The 23,368-nt window shown below is 37.8% G+C and carries 17 protein-coding genes; 10 read left to right on the top strand and 7 right to left on the bottom strand.

All coding sequences use genetic code 11. The features are described from left to right. The 3 genes from PHV30_07450 to PHV30_07440 all read right to left on the bottom strand — a co-directional run. Positions 1-893, bottom strand: an 893-nt coding sequence (locus PHV30_07450; GenBank protein MDD5456850.1) for a cysteine desulfurase family protein, incomplete at its 3' end; no start/stop codon positions are given. A gap of 1 nt (position 894) precedes the next feature. Beyond that, positions 895-1,818: a cysteine synthase A gene (cysK, locus tag PHV30_07445; protein ID MDD5456849.1), complete on the bottom strand. Its 924-nt coding sequence runs from the start codon at positions 1,816-1,818 to the stop codon at positions 895-897. Between the two features lie 6 nt (positions 1,819-1,824). After that, complete coding sequence (locus PHV30_07440) at positions 1,825-2,262, bottom strand: Rrf2 family transcriptional regulator (GenBank protein MDD5456848.1); 438 nt, start codon at positions 2,260-2,262, stop codon at positions 1,825-1,827. Positions 2,263-2,370: 108 nt separating this feature from the next. Between PHV30_07440 and mutM the strand changes: the two genes are divergently transcribed. From mutM to PHV30_07420, 4 genes are all read left to right on the top strand, one after another. Beyond that, positions 2,371-3,198 (top strand): bifunctional DNA-formamidopyrimidine glycosylase/DNA-(apurinic or apyrimidinic site) lyase, encoded by an 828-nt coding sequence (gene mutM, locus PHV30_07435; GenBank protein MDD5456847.1) that lies wholly within the window; start codon positions 2,371-2,373, stop codon positions 3,196-3,198. Between the two features lie 13 nt (positions 3,199-3,211). Then, the gene (locus PHV30_07430) at positions 3,212-5,374 is read left to right on the top strand and encodes a cation-translocating P-type ATPase (GenBank protein ID MDD5456846.1); all 2,163 of its coding nucleotides are present in this window, start codon (positions 3,212-3,214) and stop codon (positions 5,372-5,374) included. Between the two features lie 123 nt (positions 5,375-5,497). After that, positions 5,498-7,888, top strand: a complete 2,391-nt coding sequence (locus PHV30_07425) for a methyl-accepting chemotaxis protein (GenBank protein MDD5456845.1) — start codon at positions 5,498-5,500, stop codon at positions 7,886-7,888. 34 nt (positions 7,889-7,922) lie between these two features. Beyond that, a complete protein-coding gene (locus tag PHV30_07420) occupies positions 7,923-8,666 on the top strand; it encodes a hypothetical protein (protein ID MDD5456844.1) in 744 nt (247 codons plus the stop codon). Here PHV30_07420 and PHV30_07415 read toward each other — a convergent pair. Together PHV30_07415 and PHV30_07410 are read right to left on the bottom strand one after the other, a co-directional pair. Then, the gene (locus PHV30_07415) at positions 8,656-9,576 is read right to left on the bottom strand and encodes a DMT family transporter (GenBank protein ID MDD5456843.1); all 921 of its coding nucleotides are present in this window, start codon (positions 9,574-9,576) and stop codon (positions 8,656-8,658) included. The genes PHV30_07420 and PHV30_07415 overlap by 11 nt on opposite strands. Before the next feature lie 8 nt (positions 9,577-9,584). Then, positions 9,585-10,721, bottom strand: a complete 1,137-nt coding sequence (locus PHV30_07410; GenBank protein MDD5456842.1) for a PAS domain-containing protein — start codon at positions 10,719-10,721, stop codon at positions 9,585-9,587. 64 nt (positions 10,722-10,785) lie between these two features. Here PHV30_07410 and PHV30_07405 point away from each other — a divergent pair, with 64 nt between their 5' ends. From PHV30_07405 to PHV30_07380, 6 genes are all read left to right on the top strand, one after another. Further along, positions 10,786-11,178, top strand: coding sequence for a hypothetical protein (locus PHV30_07405; GenBank protein ID MDD5456841.1), 393 nt, complete (start codon positions 10,786-10,788; stop codon positions 11,176-11,178). A gap of 6 nt (positions 11,179-11,184) precedes the next feature. Then, positions 11,185-11,463 (top strand): helix-turn-helix transcriptional regulator, encoded by a 279-nt coding sequence (locus PHV30_07400; protein ID MDD5456840.1) that lies wholly within the window; start codon positions 11,185-11,187, stop codon positions 11,461-11,463. A gap of 62 nt (positions 11,464-11,525) precedes the next feature. Then, a complete protein-coding gene (locus tag PHV30_07395) occupies positions 11,526-12,611 on the top strand; it encodes a M20/M25/M40 family metallo-hydrolase (GenBank protein ID MDD5456839.1) in 1,086 nt (361 codons plus the stop codon). Positions 12,612-12,622: 11 nt separating this feature from the next. Next, positions 12,623-13,063 (top strand): GatB/YqeY domain-containing protein, encoded by a 441-nt coding sequence (locus tag PHV30_07390; protein ID MDD5456838.1) that lies wholly within the window; start codon positions 12,623-12,625, stop codon positions 13,061-13,063. Between the two features lie 71 nt (positions 13,064-13,134). Next, positions 13,135-14,421, top strand: a complete 1,287-nt coding sequence (locus PHV30_07385; GenBank protein MDD5456837.1) for a hypothetical protein — start codon at positions 13,135-13,137, stop codon at positions 14,419-14,421. A gap of 196 nt (positions 14,422-14,617) precedes the next feature. Next, entirely contained in the window at positions 14,618-17,098 is a 2,481-nt protein-coding gene (locus tag PHV30_07380) for a glycogen/starch/alpha-glucan phosphorylase (protein MDD5456836.1), read from the top strand. A 345-nt stretch (positions 17,099-17,443) separates the two neighbouring features. On the opposite strand, the gene PHV30_07375 is transcribed toward PHV30_07380, so the two are convergent. Together PHV30_07375 and PHV30_07370 are read right to left on the bottom strand one after the other, a co-directional pair. Then, positions 17,444-22,207, bottom strand: a complete 4,764-nt coding sequence (locus tag PHV30_07375) for a hypothetical protein (GenBank protein ID MDD5456835.1) — start codon at positions 22,205-22,207, stop codon at positions 17,444-17,446. Between the two features lie 54 nt (positions 22,208-22,261). After that, a partial coding sequence (locus tag PHV30_07370; protein MDD5456834.1) for a hypothetical protein occupies positions 22,262-23,368 on the bottom strand: 1,107 nt, incomplete at its 5' end.

Raw genomic sequence — 23,368 nt, 5'->3', positions numbered from 1 at the left:
TTTAAGGTATTAGGTAAACGAGAAGCTTTTTGTCCGTTGACCATACATTCAGGTATTATCTGTAAAATTTCTTTTTCCAGTTTGTCACGCAGTTTTGTTTCTCTGTCGCTTTCAACCTCATAATTGTTCATACAAAGTTCCAGGGCTTTTTCCATTCCGATTATTCCAGCCAGATTTTCTGTGCCGGCGCGTTTACCATTTTCCTGTAAACCTCCGTGGATCAAGGGATCAATCTGAATTCCTTTATTGATGTAAAGCAAACCTACACCTTTAGGGCCATAGAATTTATGAGCTGATAAAGATAAAAGATCAACACCCAGATTACCGATATCTATTTTTATTTTCCCGCCGATTTGCACGGCATCAGAATGAAAAGGAATTCCATTTTTCTTTGCCAGCCTGGAGACGGCTTCCAGTGGCTGTATAACTCCGGTTTCATTATTGGCAGCCATTATTGAAATAAGGATAGTATCAGGTCTTATTGCCTTTTCCAGTTCCTCAACATTTAATACACCCTGATTATCTACTGATATGTATCTGACCTCAAAGCCATGCTTTTCCAGATAGGCACAACTATTAAGCACGGCATGGTGCTCAATAGTTGACGTAATGATATGTTTGCCTTTATGGGAGCGGGCAAAGGCAGCTCCCTTTATAGCCATATTATCCGATTCACTGCCACCGCTTGTAAAAATTATTTGTCCCTGTTTTACTCCCAGCATCTCAGCCATGTGTTCACGGGCATTTTCCAGGTCCTTTCTTACAGATTGACTGATTGAATATATGCTGGAAGGGTTGGCGAAATGGTTAAATAAATATGGCCGTATGGCTTCAGCAACAGAATGATCAATATAGGTTGTGGCGTTATGGTCCAGATAGATTAGCTGGCTCATGTTAATCTTCAAATAATGAGGTGCTCAGGTACCTGGCTCCGGTATCTGGTAATATGGTAACAATGATTTTATTGGCATTTTCCTTTCTGCTTGCCAGTTCCATACATGCTTTTAACGCTGCTCCGCCTGAAAAACCGGTAAGGATACCCTCTTCTTTGACCAGTCTTCTGGCAATATTCACAGCGTCATCATCTTTTACAGTTATTATCTCATCAATAATTTTTCTGTTAAGTATTTTTGGTATAAACCCGGCACCTATTCCTTGGATATGGTGAGAACCGGCTTCATGGCCGGATAAAACAGCAGATGCTGCCGGTTCAACAGCTACAATTTTAATTTTCGGGTTTTTGTTTTTCAGGACTTCTCCAACACCTGTTAATGTTCCACCAGTACCCACACCAGCTACAAAAATATCCAGTTTTCCCCGCATATCGTTCCATATTTCCATAGCTGTTGTTTTTCGGTGCACTTCAGGGTTTGCCTCATTTTCAAATTGTTGAGGTAAATAAGAGTTTTTATTTTTTTTTCGTAATTCTTGTGCTTTTTCTATAGCACCGCGCATGCCTTCAACACCCGGCGTCAGGACCAGTTGCGCTCCAAAAGATTTTAAGATTTTTCTACGTTCGATGCTCATTGTTTCTGGCATGGTCAGAATGAGTTTATAACCCCTTGCGGCGCAAACCAACGCCAGACCGATACCCGTATTGCCACTCGTAGGTTCTATGATCACCGTTTCTTTGTTTATAAGCTGTTTTTCCTCGGCTGCCTCAATCATCGACAAAGCTATTCTGTCCTTCACACTGCAGGAAGGATTAAAAAATTCCAGTTTGGCGTAAATATTTGCCTTTAATGAAGAAGTTAGCTTATTGATTTTAACAATAGGTGTATTTCCGATACATTCTGTTATATTATTATAAAAAGTCATTTTAGGTCATATATAATACATATTCTTGTTATGTTTTTTAAGATAATGATTAACCAATTTTCCCAGAGTAATTGATTCCAGATATTTGTTTATAACTACCGATAGTTCGCACCAAACATCATAAGTAGAACATACATCTTTTAATTTACATTTTTTTTCGGGAGCAACACATTCCACAGGTTCATAGTGTCCTTCCAAAATTAAAAACAATTCTTTGAGGTTTATTTTTGACGGTTCTTTAACCAGCGCATAACCGCCTTTGGCACCTCTGGCTACCGATATAAGACCTGAAGGTTTCAGGAGCCTTACGATATGTTCCAGATATTTAATAGATATTCTCTCGCTATTAGCGATTTCTTTAAGCTGGGTGAATCCTTTTCCATAATTAACACCCAAAAAGACCATCATACGTAAACCGTACCTGGTACGAGTTGAAAATTTCATTTTATTTCCTATTATTAAAGTATGAGAAGTATCATATAATATTTCGGATTTACTTGTCAAATTTATATAATGATGAATTTACGTCTGATTTGTAATAGAATATAGTTTATGCCTGAATTACCCGAAGTTGAAACAATTTGTCGAGACCTGGCCCTGGCAGTAAAAAATGACAGCATTAAAAGTGTGGATGTTCTGGATAGTTTTAATCTCAGGGAAATAAAAGCTGATGATTTTTCCGGAATATTGAGGGATAAAACAGTCATTGATGTGCGTCGTCTGGGTAAAATGATAGATATAGCTTTGTCTGATTCATACCATCTGCTAATTCATTTAAGAATGACTGGAAAAATTACTCTTTGCGGTAAAACATGCAACACAATTACACATAAAAAAATTATTTTCAATATGCGTAAAGCCGGAGAAATGATACTTTCAGATATTCGAAAGTTCGCTGTTATATACTTGAAGCAAGGTGCAGAATATAAAAAAATTTCATATATAACTAATTTGGGAGTAGATCCCTTGTCTGCAGCTTTTTCTTTAACAGTCCTTAATTCATTGATGAAAAAATACGGACAGAAAAATATAAAAAATTTTTTGATGGATCAGAAAATTCTATCCGGTATAGGAAATATTTATGCTTCCGAAATAATGTTCCGCAGCGGGATCAGTCCTCTTAGGACAATAAAATCCCTGAGAATTACTGAAACAAAAAAAATTTTCCGGGAGATTGTCAAGGTATTAACAGAGGCAGTAGAAGCCCGGGGAACAACTTTTTCCGATTATCGCGATTCAGCTGATAAAAAAGGAAGTTTTCAAAAGATGTTAAAAGTTTATGACCGGGAAAATAAAAAATGTCTGGTATGTGCTGGTAAGATAAAAAAAATTAAACAGGGCGGCAGATCAACATTTTTCTGCGATCGATGCCAAAAATAAGAAGGAGTTTTTTATGCAAACAAAAATATTCAGGATAGGTGGAATGCATTGCGCTAGTTGTTCGGCCATGGTCGAGAAAACTTTAGTTCAGAAACAGGGAATAAAAAATATTAATGTAAATCTTGCTACCGCGCAGGCTAAAGTGAATTATGACGAAACACGCATTAAATTCAGTGAAATTGAAAAAATTATTAAAGCTCTGGGTTACAGTGTTTTGACTGATAATCCGCAACACCCGGAGAAGTCGCAGTTCAAGCTCTGGCTTATTGTCGCAGTACTTTTTATTATTCCTGTTTTTGCGACTATGTTTGTGAATATAGATAAATTAAGCACTTCTTTTCATAGGTATTACGATTATTTACTTATAATTTGTAGTCTGATAATAGTTTTGATTGCCGGCAGTCCTTTCCACTACAGTTCGTATAAAAAAATTATGCAGTTGCGCTTTAATATGGACAGTTTAATAACACTTGGGTCCCTTACCGCTCTTTTTTCAGGAATTATTTCTTTTATCCTGCGTAAACAGTTTCATTCATTTCTGGAAAGCGCTGATTTTATAGTTACGTTTGTATTAATAGGAAAATATTTGGAAACACTAAGTAAAGGCCGGGCTTCCAGGGCAGTACAAATGCTTTATGCCAAACAGGTAAAACAAGCCCATATTTTAAAAAATGGGCAGGAACTTTTGGTAAATAGTGATGAATTACAAATAGGCGATATTATAATAGTCAGAAGCGGCGAAAAAATTCCCGTAGATGGTTTGATTATTGAAGGTCAGGCCAATATTGACGAATCTCTTTTAACCGGAGAGAGTCTTCCTGTCTTCAAGAAGGTTCAGGAAGCAGTCTTTTCTTCTACTGTTGTTCTTGACGGTATCCTGCAAATCAAAATGGATAAATCTAAAAGTGAGACTGTTATTGCTCAAATAATCCGGTTGGTTGAAGAAGCGCAAAACAGCAAAGCACCCGTACAAAAATTAGCTGATCTTATAGCTAGTTTTTTTGTGCCGGCAATTATTACTTTTTCCCTGTTAACTTTTCTTCTCTGGCTAATTATGACTCATGGTCAGCTCGGCAGGTCTTTAATGCCCGCGATTGCTGTTCTGGTTATAGCCTGTCCTTGTGCATTCGGTCTGGCAACCCCTATTGCGCTGCTGGTTGCATCGGGGAAAGCAGCTTCGGCGGGAATTATTATAAAGAATGGCCAGGCTTTTGAAAAACTTGTAGCTGTCGATACTGTAGTATTTGATAAAACAGGAACTCTTACAGCCGGCAAGCCGCATGTAACAGATGCTTTCATCTACAGTATTAAGGAACAGGAATTAACACAATATGCACAAAGTATTTCCTCAGGCTCCTCTCATCCGTTAGCAAAAGCAGTGTCAGATTATTATCTGAAAAAAACCGGAAAAACCTTATCCTTGAATGAATTTATAGAAATTGGCGGGAAAGGTTTAAGCGCAAAACATGAAGAGAAAGATATCTTGCTTGGGAATATCCGGTTGTTGAAGGACAAAGGTATCATGGTACCTGAAGAAATAGCCAAACAGACAAAATTGTTAGAAGGACAGGGAAAAACAGTTCTGTATCTGGCTAGAAGCAATATTATTATCGGACTATACGGTTTGTCTGATAAAATTAAAGATGACGCTCTGGAAACAGTAAAAATGCTGTGTAAAAACGGTTTGGATGTGCAAATGATCAGTGGCGATAATTATAATTCCGTAGCTTATACAGCCGGTCTTGTCGGAATTAAAACTTTTTATGCCGAACAGTTGCCGGCAGGTAAAGCTGAAATCCTCAAAAAATTGGAAACAAACAATAAAAAAACATTATTCGTAGGTGACGGTATTAATGACACGCCGGCTTTAACTTCGGCCTATTTGGGAGTTGCAATAGGTGCGGGAAGTGATATTGCAGTTGAAACCGGTGATATTATAATTATAGGAAATAAGCTCTTACCATTAGTAAATCTTTTTGCTCTGGCACAAAAATCCTATAAAATTATCATCCAAAATTTTGTATGGGCATTCAGTTACAACTTAATAGGAATACCTTTGGCCGTATTAGGTATTTTGCCGCCGGCATTTGCCAGTTTGGCCATGAGCTTAAGTTCCATAACTGTTGTTTTAAATAGTTTGCGTATTAATGCACCTTTATATATCAAAAAAAATTAAACAATTATTATTTGCGGAACACTTTACATACTTCCTACAACTTTGTTACATTAATAGATTATAACTGTTAATGGGGATAAAAATGCAGTTATAGTATTTTTTTTAAGGGGGTAAATTTAGCAAATGAATGACAATCAATTAAACGGTAGATTATTAACAAAATTGCTTATGTATACAATAGGCCCGCTCATTGTTTTTGCAATAATATTAACATTTTTCTTCGTGCAGAATATGAAAAGCATAAACAATGCTCAATTAAAGTCTTTTGAAAAACAGCTGGAAGAAACAGAAATAGATAAATTAAAAAGTATTGTAGAAACAGGTATAAACTCAATGAACGATTTTTACAGAGGTGCGGTAGATAATAAGGAGATAGAATCACGTTACGGTGAAAAAATTAAGTATATTGTGGAAAATACGGTTACTGCCATGGAGCACCTCTATAAAACCAATAAAGAAAAAAGGGTTCCCGACGCTAAAATTCAGAAAATTTTATTGGATTATGTTGCCAGTATACGTTACGACAATAATGATTACATCTGGGTTAATGATATGGCCCCTAAAATGATAATGCACCCCATAAAACCGGAAATGGACGGTCAGGATTTAAGTACATATAAAGATCCTAACGGCGTATTCCTTTTCAATGATATGGTTACAGTATGTAGAGACAAAGGAGCAGGTTTTGTCCGTTATATGTGGCCCAAGCCCGGTTTTGACAAGCCTGTACCTAAAATCAGTTATGTTAAATTGTTTGAGCCCTATAATTGGGTTATCGGTACAGGCATCTATCTGGATTTTGTTGATGCCAGCAGGCGCAAACGAGCTCTTGATTTTTTTAATTCCGTTCGTTATGGCAATAATGACTATTTCTTTATTATAGATATGACCCCAAAAATGGTTTTACATCCCATAAAACCGGAAATGAACGGTCAAGATGTGAGTAACGACAAAGACCCAAACGGTTTCTTTTTGTTTAAAGAAATGGTAAAAATATGTAAGGAAAAAGGTGAAGGTGTAGTTCGTTATATGTGGCCCAAGCCCGGTTTTGACAAACCGCAGCCCAAACTCACTTATGTAAAACTGCAAAAAGAATGGGGGTACATACTGGGTACGGGAATTTATCTGGATTATATCGATAAAATGATTGCCGCCAAGAAAAAAGAACTGAATATCAATCTCGCCAGGAATGTAGTTTTTGTTATAATATTGGTGGCCATTCTTGTAGGTGGTTTGATCGTTTTTTTAACCTATATGCTTTCCAGAACAGTTAATCCTCTTAATTATATAAGTACAAAAATGGATGAAATGTCCAATAAGAATTTTCAGGTTGTGGATGCTGAAGTTATTACCAATGATGAAGTAGGAATCATTTCTAAAGCATTTAATAACGTAAAGAACACCTTTACCAATATTTTAAAAGACATGCGGCAGTCTTCTGATGAAATGACAACTACCAGCGGAAAACTTAAAAAGATTTCCGAAGAAAGCGCATCCAGCATGAAGGAAATAGATGTGGCCATGGAGCAAATGTCTAAAGGAGCAAATGATCAGACCGTAAGCCTGAAACAAATTTATGACAAAACCGGAGATATGCTTGGTGCTGTTAACAAACTGTCGGATAAATCCAAAGAACAACTTGTAAGTATCAATACAACTGAAAGTATCCTTAATGATTTTGATACTTCCTTTAACAAAATCCTGCAAATGGCCAAAGATATCTATGAAAACAGCAATGCCGCTTCAGAAAAAGCCGAAAACGGCAAGGGAATTATTCAAAAAACAGTAGCTGCTATATCAGACATCAAACAGGTTGTTCAGGACAATTCCCGTAATATCTCTGAACTGGAAAAAAGTTCCGCTAAAATCGGAGAGATTATTGAGGCGATCAATGATATCGCCTCCCAAACAAATTTATTGGCACTAAACGCAGCGATAGAAGCAGCCAGGGCCGGAGAACATGGCAAAGGCTTCGCTGTGGTTGCTGATGAAGTCCGTAAACTTGCCGAAAGGTCCGCTGATTCCACAAAGGAAATCGATGACCTCCTCTCCAAGATTAAACAGGAAATCGTTAATTCCGTTAAATCTATGGATGTAGCCGAACAAAAAGTGGTTGCAGGCTCCAAACAGGCAGATGAATCTAATAAGGCAATCATCTATATTATCGATTCTGTAAAAGACAGTGTAGTGAAGTCTAAAGAGATTTCCGATTATTCCAATAATATGGCAAAAAAGAATAAAGAAATCATTACCACTACAACAGACTTTTTACAGATGATTGAATCTACAAATACTCTAATTACAGAAATGATCCAGAACTTTAATGAAATTCATGACAAGATAAACGGAATCTCAACGATAGCCGAAGAGTATTATGCTTCTACTGAAGAAGTCAATGCTTCCGTGGGCCAGATGAGCTACGTAATTTCGGAAATAGACAGTGTTTCCAGTTTATTAAACAAGCTGGCGCAAAATTTTGACAACAAGATAAAAGAATTCAAATTGAGCAACTAGATTAAATCTATTCGTTAAGCTAAAATGATTTGCTATGAAAACTAAAGCATGGCAAATCATTTTGGTCTTGGCGCTCTTATTGCTTTCATTCTCCTTGTTTGTTTTGCATTATTTTATTTTTAACGATCTAAAATATATTTTCTCCTATCTCTTGTATGATATAGCATTTATCCCTATTCAGATTCTTATAGTCTCACTTATTATTGAAAAGATTATAAGTACACGGGAAAAAAAGTCTGTTCTCAATAAAATGAACATGGCTATCGGCATATTTTTCAGTGAAGTGGGGGCCAGTTTACTGGAATACTTTGCCAACATGGACCCTGAAGTATTAAATATTCGTAAAAAACTTTCCAAAGAAAAGGATTGGACTGAAAAGGAATTCAAGTCTTTAGTGAAAGAATTAAATACATATAATTTTCAAATCCATTGTATCTCTTGTGAACTTGAAGACTTGCATAAATTTTTAAGCACAAAAAAGGATTTTTTACTCCATTTACTGGAAAATGGCAATCTGTTGGAGCATGATAATTTTACCGATCTTTTATGGTCAGTATTTCATCTGGTTGAAGAGTTATCACATCGACAAAAAATAGAAACCATAACCGAGGCGGATAAGAATCATCTTGTTGCGGATGTGAAACGTGCCTATAAGTTACTTATGATGGAATGGCTGGCTTATATGAAGCACTTAAAGAGCAGTTATCCTTATATGTTTTCACTGGCAATCAGAACAAACCCTTTTGATCCTAATGCCAGCGTAGAAATTAAAAGTTAAAAATTTTGTCGTTTTTTGTTTTATTTACAAAAAACAGGAATATAGAAATAGCTACAAAAACCATACCCAGCATTTGATATATATCCGGTTTTTCCGAGCTGATTAAAATCCAACTGAGCATAGCTCCAAAAACAGGAATTATAAATTTCCACATATTCAAGCCTGAAACTCTGATAGTTGTTTTCTTTAAAAGAAAAAACCATATGGAAAAAGCCAGGGCTGAGATGAACGATAACCAGAGTAGAATCAAATAAAACGGTAAGGGAAAAATAAATTCTGGTAATCCTTCAAAAGGAATGGAAATAAAGAGTAAAAATATACCTCCGATTAGCATTTGAACTGAATTCAGCAAAACAGGATTTTCGACTTTTTTATCTTTTGCCACAATTACATTGCCTATTGCGGAAGCTATATTACCGAATATCAGTAAGCCTATTCCGCCAAGTTCCTTTAATCCGGCAGATGTGAGCGGATGCCTGCTGATACTGATAATAACAATACCCAGCAATCCGAATAAAATAAAAGTCATTTTTTGCGGGTTCAGTTTGTCATCTGGCATTAAAAAATGAGCTGTAATTGCGGTAATCAGGGGTGTGCTTCCAACAACAATAGCTCCGAGAGCCCCGGGTACGAGTTCCATACCCCAAAAAAAAGAACCATAAAGCAGTATAGTCTGGAACAAGCTCAGACTCAGTATGGTTTTATAATTTGACATAATACTTTTAAACGAAGAAGACAGACCACCGCAGAAAGGCAGGAGCATTAGGCCAGCTAAAATAAAACGTAAACCGGCAAAATCCAGCGGACTGGCATATTTTAAGCCTGCTTTAATTCCCGCAAAAGCAGTGGCCCAAAGCAAACAGGCAGAAATAGCGGATATATGAATAAATATCTGATTATTTTTTCGCATGGGGAATATCAGATGGCGTTATCGGGAATCAATGTGGCGATACCTATTAACAGGATTTCATCTGATTGTCCCTCTATTTTTATTTCTTCAATATTGAAATTAACTGCTTCTGATTTTTTACTTAAAAAAGAAAGATTGAATTTATACGACGGTTTTCGATCGTAATAAGATTCATCATGATGTAAAAAATTTTTACCTTGTTTGTCCAGTATGAGGTATCTTCTGAAGTTTTTAAGAAATTCGTTATTATTATACCCTAACAGATTTTTAACAGACGAACTGACTTCCAGTAGAGGTCCGGTCGGTTTTCTCATGTAAAAAAATTTTTCATTTTCCATTATTTTCATAAAGTATTTATAGCGATTGTTTGCCTCAATCAGATTTTTTTCGATTTCTTTAAGTCCGGTTATATCTTCCAAAATACTTACCAGCCAACCATCTCCAAGTGTAAAAACGTTTCCGTTAAAATATTTTTTCTGTTCTTCCAGGTACAGTTCATATTTTTTGGGATTACCGCTATTCACAACTTCGTCGAAAGTATTAACATAATCAGGTTTTTCAATGTTATAGAGTTCGGAAATCCTTTTACCCATCACGCTTTCTTTTTTAATGTTAAGCAGTTCCAGGCACGCTTCATTTATATCAATAACCATGTAGTCTTCCGGTTTTTTTTGCTTATTAAATATAACCTTATATATAATTACACCTTCAATCATGCAATTAAACATTTTACGAAATCTGTTTTCGCTAATCTTCAATGCTTCAATAAGTTTTTCCTGGGATTTTTTATTTTGTGATAATAATTTGTTCTGTTCGATAGTAATTTTACGTAGCCAGCCAACAGTAACACCTACAGCAATAAGTACGATTATACGAACAATTGCCGCGCTCACAGGAACATCAGGATGTCCCGAATGAAATATATCCGTGACAAAGGGAATAAAGAAAAGAGCTGTAACCACACCTCCAGTGATCCCGAGCAGCCAACCGCCAAAAACAACAGGTATTATACATAAAACACCTGCTCCGATTTGGGCATGAGGGAATATCCAGGTCGTAAAAATAATAAATAAAATATTGAAAAAAAGGAACAATAATCCACGGATTACAGATGCATTTTTGAATTTGTTAGTTTCATTATTCATAAAACACCCTGATATTATTATATACTATATTTACTAAAAAGAATTTCATTTTTATAATTTGTCCATGCACGCATCAAGAAAAATTGATTATTATAAAAATTCTGACGGCAGTATTCCCGTTTTTGATTTTATCAATAAACAGAAAAAAAATATAATCAAAAATTTTTTCTATCTTTTAAGACTATTACAGACCGATAGATGGTTATCTCCCAAATATTTTAAAAAAGTTGATAAAAAAAATGATATCTGGGAGTTGCAGCTTAAAGATAATAAGAATATATTTAATTCCGATATCTACACTCTGTATTTCTTTTTTAAAAGCAAAAATTCTGTAGTTATAACCGATGCAGATAAAAAAAGGGCAGTGGGATTTGACAAGATTGATATAATAGATAGTGAATTGATAGAAACAGCTATTCAAAAAAAAAGAATATATTTAAAAAAAGTAAAGGAATAAAAAATTATGACTGATTTGGAAAAACATATAGAAATAACTTATGGGAAACCCGGCAGCAAAAGAAGAGCAAATTTTGATAAAGATTTTGAAGAATTCCGAATGGGGCAAATGTTACAAAAAGAAAGAAAAAAAGCTGGGATAACACAGTCCGAGGTGGCTGAAAAAACAAACATTAAGAGATCTTCCATATCGCGTATTGAGCGTCACGGTAAAGATATAAAACTTTCAACATTAAAGAAAATAGCCGGCGCGCTTGGGAAAAGGCTTGTTATACATATAGTATAAATCAGCAAGTTAGCTGCCCGCCAAACCTTGTCGAAGTAATTGTCGCCTGATAATATATGTTCATGATAAATTTAAAAAGACTGACTGCATCATTTTTAGAACTGGTGAGAATCAACAGCGAATCTGGTCATGAACAGGAAATAAGAAATAATCTGCAAAAAAAATTGAAAAGTCTGGGTTTAACCACCGTTGTTGATAAAAAGGGTAATTTGTCGGGACACCTGAAAGGTTCTTTAAAAAACAGTAAAACCGTTTTATTGTCAGCCCATATGGATACTGTTAAGCCCGGTACAGGGATTATTCCTGTTGTTAAGGGGGACAAAATTGTATCCTCGGGCAAAACTGTCCTGGGCGGCGATGATAAATCCGGAATTGCTGAAATTTTGGAAGTGTTGACAGTCATTAAGGAAAACAAACTTGTTCACCCCGCCCTTCATGTTTTATTTACTGTCGAAGAAGAAATAGGAGTTAAAGGTTCCAGACATCTGGGTAAACTTAAAGCGGATTACGGTTTTGTCCTGGATACTGACGGCCCTATCGGAACTGTAGTTATAAGTGCTCCAACCCATGAAAAGTTAACTGTCAAGGTTATAGGTAAATCAGCACACGCCGGCATTGAACCGCAAAAAGGTGTTAATGCCATTGTAGCAGCCGCGAAAGCTATTGCAGAGCTAAAGGTGGGTAAGATTGATGAAGAAACAGTAGCTAACATTGGAATAATAGAAGGTGGAAAGGCAACCAATATTGTTCCGGATGAAGTTATGGTTTATATGGAAGCAAGAAGTCTGAATAAAATTAAACTTAAAAGACAAATAGAGCATATGCAGAATATTTTTTTAAAAAAATGTACAGCCTTCGGTGCGACAGTCAAATTTATGCAGAGCAAAGAATATGAGAGTTATGATGTTTCATCCAACAAAAAAATAATTTCTGTTTGCAGGAAGGCTGCAGCGCAAAACAACATAAAGCTGAGGCTGAACAAGAGCTGCGGCGGAAGCGATGCCAATTTTTTCAACAAACATGGGGTACCCAGTGTGGTTATAAGTTCCGGAATGGATAAGGTTCATACTGTTAAAGAGTGTATTAGAATATCAGATATGGCCAAGGCTGCTGAATTTTTATTGGCTATTCTGCAAAATATAGCTTAAGGAGGTTTAAAATGACTATATTTGAAAAAATAAACCAGGATATTAAGGAAAGCATGAAAGCCCAGAATAAAAAGAAGCTTGATGTGCTGCGGATGATAAAGTCTAAAATTATGAATGTGGAGGCGAGAGGCAATTTGCCTGACCCTGAAATTATTAAGATTATTTCCACTTATGAAAAAAATTTGAAAGACGCCTTAGAACAAGCACAAAAAAACAATAGAACAGATATCGCCGATGAACTGAAAGCAGAAATGGTTATTGTAGCTGAATATTTACCGCAAAAATTGTCAGAAGCTAATACCAGAGAGTTGATTATTAAAATAATAAAGGAAACCGGCGCCGTCTCCATGAAAGATATGGGTAAAGTTATGAAAGCTCTGATGTCCGGCGGTCAAACGATTGATGGCGGTTTAGCCAAATCAATCATTGAAGAACAATTGAAAGTTCAATAACATTTTCACACCCTAATTGGGAAAATCTTGCTTATTCAAGAGGGACTGGTTAAGATTATTAACATAAAATCATGAAAAAAATATCTATATGTGTTCTCTGTTTATCTTTGCTGCTGTTAACAGCTTGCGGCAAAGTCAGTAATGAGCTGAACGATAATGTAAACGACAAGGCCAAGGCAGATGAACAAAATACAACTATTAACAATGTTTTGAAAAATATTGTTTTTTCGGAAATGGAATATTTTCCCATAGATCTGGATGCGTATTTCAACCAGACAGGCGTAAGTGTATTACAGGAAGAAATCAAACATGGTCGAGACGCACTAATTGCGCCTTTTCTAGATTATCGTTATGCTGATACACCTGAAAATATTGGAAATCTGACAATTTATCCGGCACAAACAAATTTATCGGTTTATACCCCTGCCTTTTCTCTTATTTCCAGAACTCAGCTAATAGACACTGTTAAGAATGCAGCTGTGACCAAATTAAACAAAGAGGACGTTTATGACAACGTCAGTCTGACTTTGTGGTTAAATAGCGACAAATCCTTACAAATAAAACATATCAGTATTTTGAAAAATCTTGCTGACAGAGTTTCTGGCAATAGCGAAGGATATATCACCCTTAATGCTCATGATTTATTAGGGTTTACAACACTGGATAAACCTTTGGAACTTATTATGGATGACAAACAGGTGAATAACGGGCTTACGGAAAAAGAAAATGACCTGTTGAACCACAGGGTTACCATATTGCCCTATTTATCCAAAACTGTCGCTGATACACTAAATAAATATTATTCCAAATATGTGTATCCCAAAATGAAAGAAAGCAACTGCTGGCCATTCTCTTCATTGTCAGGGTCTGTTGACATCAATTTGCCTGAGACTATTTGGGGCAGATGGTTTTATAAATCCGGAGAAAGAGATATAGCTTCCTTGAATTATAAAAAGTATAATTTCAAAAATGGTGTTCTCACTTATATAAACAAAAACAAATTGAACTCCGATACTTTCAGTAAAGCACCGGGCTACCCCTTTACTCCCATAATTACCGAATGCCCTGAGTGGGATGGTCTGTATAATGATCTGGAAAGAAAAGACGGCAGGTATGTTGTTTTAATTACAGGCAATAGCCTTGAGGGAATTCTTGGTTTGAAAACATTTAACAAGGCCAAAGATGATAAAGAAACTGTTTATCAAAAATACAAATTGCTTTTAATGAAAGCCGGGTCTCTGGATGATGAGCTTCATGTCAAGTTTTATACAACTTTAACTGAGTCTGTAAAAGATACATCCTTCTCAAATCCGCTTATTTATGTAAAGGATGCCGGCAAAGGAACACCGCTGCCTTAATTTTTTTATCTCAGGGCCAAGCTCAGAGTTATATCATTACGTCATGCTGAGCCAGACGAAGCATGATTAATTTGTATTCACCCTTCGTCAAGCTCAGGGTGACAGTTTAAAACTGCCAACATTTTTGTAGCGCCGCTCTTTGAATTACCTGAATCATATGGTATATTTATATAACAAATAATGTGGGGGATTTAATGTGTCTACAGTTCACGAAAAATTAAATGAGTTCTTATCTAAAAGATTACCGGATGAACCGATTGAAAATTCTTTCTTAAATAATTTAACATATAGACTGGTAAAGGATCAGTACACCTCCACACCACTCGATTATTATAAAAGTCTGGCCTATACACTACGTGATAGACTGGCTAAACGCTGGTTGGAAACGCAGCAAACTCATCATAAAAAAGATGTAAAAAGAGCTTACTATTTATCTATGGAATTTTTAATCGGTCGTCTGTTGAAAATGAATGTAGACCGTCTTAACCTGGGGAATTCCGTAAAAGATTTATTTGCCAAATTAGGTATAGATTTCGAAACTATTGAAGAGATAGAACCGGATTCAGGTCTAGGGAACGGTGGTTTAGGCCGTCTTGCCGCCTGTTTTTTGGACTCTATCGCCACCTTGGGAATACCCTGCTTCGGCTATGGTATCCGTTATGATTATGGTTTGTTCCGTCAAAAAATAATTAACGGTTATCAGGTTGAGGTAGCTGATAAATGGCTGGCAGACGGTTATCCCTGGGAAATTGAAAGACCTGAACGTTATACTATTCAATATCACGGCAATTCACAAAAAACCAGGACAGCTGATGGCAAAGAAGTTGTGGAATGGGTAAATTCCAATAACGTAATTGCCATACCATATGATATTCCTGTACCGGGGTTTTTAAATAATACGGTAAATACCTTACGTTTATGGGCAGCAAAATCTGATGACGAATTTGGTTTTGAGATTTTTAATAATGGCGATTATGTTAATGCCTATATGGAAAAAATCAACGATGAAAACGTCTCCAAGGTACTTTACCCCAACGATAATACTTACGCAGGACGTGAATTGCGTCTAAAGCAGGAGTTCTTTTTCAGTTCGGCCTCTCTTCAGGATATTTTGAGACGTTTTAAAGAAAAAGAAAATTATGATTTCAAAGAATTTCCGGAAAAAGCAGTTATTCAGTTGAATGACACTCATCCTTCAGTGGCTATACCCGAGCTTTTAAGGTTGCTCATTGATAAAGAGGGTCTTAGTTTTGATGAAGCTTGGAATATTACAAAAAAAAGTTTCGCTTACACCAATCATACTCTAATGCCTGAAGCCCTGGAGCGCTGGCCGGAAAAAATGTTCGGATTTCTATTGCCCAGACATTTGGAACTTATCTATTTGATTAACGAAACTCTGATGAACGACATTCGGGCCAAATACGGACCGGATTTTGACCGCATGCGGCGTATGTCTATCATTGAAGAAGGTACTGAACGTATGGTACGTATGGCTTATCTGGCTGTTGTTGGCTCTTTTTCCGTTAACGGAGTTTCTGAACTGCATTCTGAATTGCTCAAATCTCATCTTTTATCTGATTTTTATGATATATATCCGAAACGTTTTCATAATGTTACCAACGGCATTACTCACAGGCGCTGGCTCTATAAATGTAATCCCCGTCTGGCGCATCTGGTTACCTCAAAGGTCGGTGGTGAATGGTTAACCGATCTGAAACAGTTAAAAGGACTGGAAAATCATCTGGAAGACCCTTCATTCAAGGAAGGCTGGCAAATAATCAAACGTAATAACAAAATTGGTCTGTCTAACTGGCTATATAAACATAATGAAGTAAGTTTTAATCCGGATTCTCTTTTTGATGTACAAGTTAAGCGCATACATGAGTATAAAAGACAGCTTATGAATATTCTGCATGTTATTTATATGTATCTGGTGATCAAAAATCATCCTGCGAAAGAAATTGTGCCGCGTACTGTTTTATTCGCCGGAAAAGCAGCACCGGCTTATCAGATGGCCAAGCTGCATATTAAACTTATTAATAGCATAGCCCATGTTATTAATAACGACCCAAAAGTCAGCGAAAAACTGAAAGTCTATTTTATTCCTAACTATAATGTGTCCACTGCTGAAAAGATAATCCCTGCCACAGACCTATCTGAACAAATATCGCTGGCTGGCACGGAAGCGTCCGGTACAGGCAATATGAAATTTGCTTTAAATGGAGCGTTGACTATAGGGACCCTTGATGGAGCAAATGTTGAAATTATGCAGGAAGTAGGTAAAGAAAATATTTTTATTTTCGGTTTAAAAGCTCCTGAGGTTGAAGACTTAAAAAAGAAAAATTATAACCCCAAGCCTTATATTGAAAAAAATGAAATTCTCAAAGAAATTATGCAACTGATCCAGACAGGATTTTTTGAGCCCGGACAACCTGAAATTTTCAGGCCTATTTACAATTCCCTGACCTACCAGGACCCCTTTATGGTAATAGCGGACTTTGAGTCGTATATAAAATGCCAGGAACGTGTTTCCGATGAATTTCTGGACAAAGACAAATGGGCCAGAAAATCTATAATTAATGTGGCCAACATGGGCAAATTCTCCAGCGACCGGTCCATAACAGATTACAATAAAAATATCTGGAAAATAACCCCGATAATTAACGGCAAAACATAATGTTGTGTAATCGTTGAATCGTGTAGTTGTTGAGTTGAAAAGTTAAACGATCCTTGCCAGTTAGCATTCATGAACATCTACTTTTAATACTGTCTATTTTTTGTCTGTATGCGAAATATCTCATATCTATTCCTATTGAGTCATACTTCGTCGCACCTACGCTTAAGCTTCGGTGCGGCAAGCAAGCTCAGTATGACTCGATTCAACGACTGCACAACTACATTTCAACCTCAAGGCTTCAACTGTCATGCTTCGTCAAACTTGTGCTACCCTGCCCCTTCGAGAACCTCAGGGAGCAGGTTACTTCTGCACTTCTGTACTTATGCACCTTTCACGATTCACTTTTCACTGCACCTGGTACTCTATTCCGAATTTATTGAAGTCGTCTTCGGCAACCTTATCTTTACGGTCGCCGAAAATTAAAACGTTATAAAGACCGGCAGTATCAACGGTTATCTTGTATTGATTATTATCAATATACTCACCGTAGCCGCGTCCAAAATTTTTATAAGGAGAAACAAAAACAAGCACATCTTTATTCAGGAACTTGAAATAATCCGGCAGACTGAAAATATTTTCACCTGCATTGCAGCTAATCTGGCGTTTATAAAGGTTACCTCCGGCTGAATCGGTTTCCACAAAGTAATGGCGCAGATGATAGCCCTGAGCTGCTTTGGCCGGATTGGGGTGTGGAATATCAAAGGAGCCTGAACCCTTGGCTAAAGCTCCGCTTATGGTTAAATTGCCTGTAATTTTTACATCACCGACAACTGAAAGTTTATGAGTAGGCGCTGTAGTTCCGATGCCTACATTGCCATTTGTAAAATTATGATATTGGGGAGAATAATATTCGATATTATTACCGTTACGCTGCAAATAGGCCGTACCGTCTGTAAATCCTAACTTTGAAGCCCCTGTGGGATTGGAAATCCTTACTTCAGCACCATTCCCGTAAACGTGCAGTAAAGTAGCAGGATTCGCTGTCCCGATACCGACATTACCGTTATTTCTAATCCTCATAGTTTCATTTGGCACACCACTATCGTTATAAGCCCAAAAGGCCAAGTCAGATATATTGCTATTTGGATTTCTATAGATATTAACCAGAGCTGCATTTATATTTCCAGGTTCGGCACCGACGGCATGGCCCTGGCTGAAAAATAAACCGGAATAAAAATTATTTGTTCCAAGACCGGCAGCTGTATTGCGTAGGATTATTCCTGGATGCGTGCTTACTATATTTCCTGTAGAATAAGTTGTATTATCGGAGACGTTTACCTGAAGCATGGCGCCGGGCGCACCAGAAAATGTTCCTATACCTACATTCCCGCCAGCCTTAATAATTAACCTGGTATTTGCAGAATAATCATAAAAATCACCCAGGTTCCGGTTGGTAGCGGCTTCATTAAAAAAAGAAATATCTCCGTTGGAATTCATTCTTAAACCCGGGTGGCCATATGTACCTGAATATGAGATCAAATATTTGTCCGCGGTCGGGCATAATTTGAGCATGCTGAGCAAAGAAGGGGCTGCGGTTGAGTAAGACATACCTAATGAGCCATAAAAATTAGTTCCCGAAGATCCACCCCAAACCAATGACCTGCCGGTTGTTCCACTTCCAAGGTCTAAAACACCCTGCGGAACGGTAGTGCCGATACCTACATTGCCGGTGGAATCAATGACTACATTCCCAGCGGAACCGTTTGCTCCATTATAAAAACGGAAACCATAATCTGATGGTGCCCTGTTCACAAATTCATACCAGCCGACAACCGGATTAGTAAAATTCACTTGTGCTTGCACACCAATAGCACCGGCCACATCCAGCTTATTGGTAGGATTAAGCGTTCCAATGCCCACATTACCGTTTTTTAAGAATCTTACAGTCTCATTAAAAGCTCCGGTGGCTTGATCAACAAAACCGAAATTAAAATTTGTGGAAGAGTCAGCATTACCGGTAAAAAACTTGATCATACCTCCATCCCAACTGGGATGCAATGTGCTGTATGTAGCGCCATATGTTCCTGTTGTATAAGCGTTAAAACCTATCCAGGGAAGATCAACTCCACCAGCCTGCGCCCCGAAAAGTATGGAGTCAAAAGCAGTATTTGGGGTTGTCCTTACGTCAAGTTTTGCTAAAGGTCCTGTCGTTCCCATACCGACATTGCCGTTAACATCAATGCGCATTTTTATATTGGCATTAGTAAATGGCCAGGCGTTGCCTGTATAGAAATTTATTCCACCGCTACTGCTTGTTGCTCCCAGGCCCAAGTCACTATTAACAGAATTTAAACTGTCATGTCCTATAAACGGAAGATTAGTTTCAGTTGTAGTGATTCTTTTGCCAAGAGTAATAAAAGTATTACTGTTGGCAACAGTACTACCTACTTGCAACATAGAGTCTGGTGCAGTTGTGCTGATACCAATAAAGCCGTTACTACTCACGTACAATGCATTCGGCGCGTTTGCGTTTTCTACCTCCATTATCGGCTGGCCGGTTAAGTTCCCGCTTATATGGAGTGTGGCATTTGGAGTGTTCAGGCCGATGCCTACATTACCATTGTATTTTATTGTAACCAGATCAATACCATTATTCTGAAATCTGTAGTCAGCCCCACTGGTCCAATAATGATTAAAAATCATATCACCTTCAGTAACATTATATGGTTCGATATAAGCAAAATGTGATGTATCACTATAATATCCCAGTTTGCCTGAGGTTGAGCCAAAGCTTAGTGTATACATCGGATTAGTTGTTCCGATACCTATGTTGCCGGAGCTGTTTATTCGCATTCTTTCTGAACCAACAATGGTTGTGTTGTTCGTTGCTGTATAGAAACTTATTAAAGTAGCAGCGTTAGCGGCTGAAGTATATCCTCCAAGGGCTATCTCTGAGGTTGTGGAATCAATTCTTCCCATTATGAGCCCCAAGGGTTCTTCACCGGCAATATAATGCTGGGCAACTAAACCTGTACGACTTAAAGTATTATCTGTTTTGGTTTCGGTCAATCTCAACTGTGTATAAGCTCCACCTTGAATATCGACTTTATTGTCAGGTGAGGTAGTTCCTACACCGACATTGCCACCTGAAAAAGCAAATTGTGATGCCCTGAACTCAAGATTCTTCCAGGTGGATGTTGCTCTATCTATAACATTTATAAGGCCGAGTTCCGGAGAAGGTTGAAAAAATATTTCAATTCCAGTTCCGGAAGTTGGCAAAGATGTATTGGATAAACTTCTTACCGTGCCGTTAATATCGAGTTTTGCTCCAGGGCTGGTTGTCCCTACCCCAACATTACCAGCGGTAGTTATCGCTATCTTCGTATTATTACTGGCACCTATCCAGAAATCATGATTGCTTTTTGTCCCGACAAAACCGGCCTGTTGAGTATCGGAAGCCAGGACCATTGTATTAACTGTGCTACTGTATATACTTGATATGACCTGTCCGCCGGAACCGGCTATTGTAAATTTATCTACCGGATTAGTTGTACTGATGCCAACCTTACCCGCTGAAGTTAGAGTAAAATACCTGTTTGCGGTACTATTTCCGTATTGAAGGAAAAAAGAGTTTATCGGTGATGCGCCATTATCAGTATGTAATTGCCAGAGATCGCTTGAATCTATACGCAGGTTTATACCGCTTATTTTTGCGCCCGCGAAGCTATTCCTGATCGTGATATAACTATTATTTGTACCTACATAAGGGTCTAAAAGGCTTATATAATTGTTAACGGAGGTTACCGTTAATTTAGATGTTGGAGCGGTAGTCCCTATACCTATGTTGCCACTATTATCAGCAAAAAGCACATAGGTGCCCCCTGCGGTAGCTGGATCATCACCCTTTTTTAAAGCAAAAAATCCACCATTATTATCTATGTCATATACAATATTAAAATTTTGATCTGAACATATATAAGGGCCACCTGAATATGAAGATGGATTCATCCTGAAGCTATTGGTGCCAAAATCAAGTTTGGATAATGGGGCCGTAGTCCCTATACCGATATTGCCTGAGGCTGTTATGCGCATTCTTTCTGTTAGTAAATTATCTGTATAATTGAGCTTTGTTGAAAAAGCCAAATATCCTGAAGCGCCATTAGGATCATTAGCTATTAAAGGAGCGCTTATGGCTGCATACGTTCCCACATCCTCATTCCCCTTACCGCGGAAGGAAATCTCATTGCCGCCGCCAACTGTAGTTGAATAAGATTGCAGCCTTAAATTGGTGTCCAGTTGGCCCAAATTTGTTGATGTTCCTGTACCGTATATATGCAAATTAGTTTCAGGTGAAGTGGTCCCGATACCCAAATTCCCGCCTGCCGATAAAGTCATTTTGGGCGCGCTGCTATTAGTAAAAAAGGCCAGAGGAATATTTGATATAGATCCTATATGTGTAGCCAGAAGCCCTCCTGAGTTTGCTGTAAAAAACTCTCCCGATTCGCCGCTGGTGCTATATTCGGTCCTGACCCTGCCGACAACATGTAGTCGCTGAGCCGGATTTGCCGTACCTACACCTACATTGCCGTTTTCATTAATACGTATCCTCTCGGTATAGACAGGACCAATTGTATTGCTCAATTGATCAAAAACCAAATCGAATGAATATGAACCGGCACTTTTTTGGATAGTTTTTTGCCGCCAACGATTAAAACCACCTGAGGCAAAATTTAGAATGGAAGAACCTGTAAACCCAGTGCCTTGATACTCAGAGTTAATTGTTAAGTCTGCAGTTGTAGTTGATTGACTTCCTACATGCAATAAGGAAGAGGGACTTGTCATACCGATACCAACATAGCCAGCTGTGGTGATACTCACTACGCTATTCCCTGTGGCAACTGTGATAGCTCCCAACAACCCTCTGGCATCCATAGAAGTAGCCACATTAGCCGTTGTTGCTGTGTTAGCTACTACACCTGTTAATTGCGAACCGTTCCCTACAAAATTGTTGGCTGTCACGGTTCCGTTAACGCTTACGCCGCCGGAAAAGACTTCATTATTTCCTGCGCCACCCACAGGTATTGAAAGCGCTAATTGAGAGCAACTTATTAATAAAATTAAATATTTTGTACTTTTAATTATTCCTGATAGCATTGCCGGTTCTTTCATTTTTTACTAATTATAATTATACTTTTTTTACCAAATAATAATATATTTCCGAAATTAATTATCGCTTCTGCTTACTTCATACCATACTGTGTCAGCCGCGTCATATATAAGTTGAAGAATATCACCCTTGCCCATTGTAAAACTTATTCCGCCATTAAGCCTTACACCATTATTGGTATCTATTTTTACAGTGTTAGTGTCACTGCAGCCTTTCAGTATCAGGAGCTGACCGTCTGATCCGGCTGCGATCTGGGGTACAGCTGTGATATCTACTGCGCCTCCATTGCCCTGAATACGCATATAGGTATTAGTTGGATTAATTCCTCCGACCGCTGTTATGTTAGCTGTGCCAGAACCGTTATAAATCACATTTCCACTGATCCTGACATTACCTGAAACATCCAGTTTAGCCGAAGGCGCGGCTACTCCAATACCAACGTTGCCATCAGCATAAATTATCATTCTTTGAGTAAAAGTGCTGCTGCCGTCCCAATGCCCGAACTGCATGGACTGCCCATCAGGTATAGCCAGGTCTTTATTACCACCATCCATAAGAACTGAGGGTAAATCGGCGCCATGTTTAATATGGAGAAGCGCTGCCGGATTTGAGGTGCCTACACCCACATTACCAAGATGGTCAATTACCATTCTTGTATAATAGGTGCCGGCGTTTGAGTTTTGAAAAACAATTTTTCCGGAATTATCTGCCCCATCTCTCATTGCGCCAATTGCTCCTATAGAATTAAGCACATCGGCGTTGTCTTGTATCCCAAACTCAATTAACGAGCCGAAATTATCCAGCATATCTGCTGTTGTTCTGTGGACCGAAAGGAATGATGTATAGAGAGAATTTGTTAAATTGGAATAGCGTACGCTTTTAATTACAGGATAGATACTACTTTGAACTTCCAATTTTGAAGTCGGATTTGCAGTGCCGATACCGACATAACCATTATTACTTACAACAAGCGCATTAGGAGCAGATGCGTTTTCTACTTTAAATATCGGTTGCCCGGTAATGTTTCCGCTAACATGCAATCTTGCGACAGGGCTTGTCATCCCGATACCGACATTACCGGAGTAATCAATCCAAAACCTGCTCAACGAAGCAGTCATAAATTCAATATCGCCTACATGATTATTAAACCTTAAAATATCATC

The sequence above is a fragment of the Candidatus Margulisiibacteriota bacterium genome (assembly GCA_028715625.1).
Lineage (GTDB): Bacteria > Margulisbacteria > Riflemargulisbacteria > GWF2-35-9 > GWF2-35-9 > JAQURL01.
This window is presented reverse-complemented; position numbering and strand designations above follow the sequence as displayed.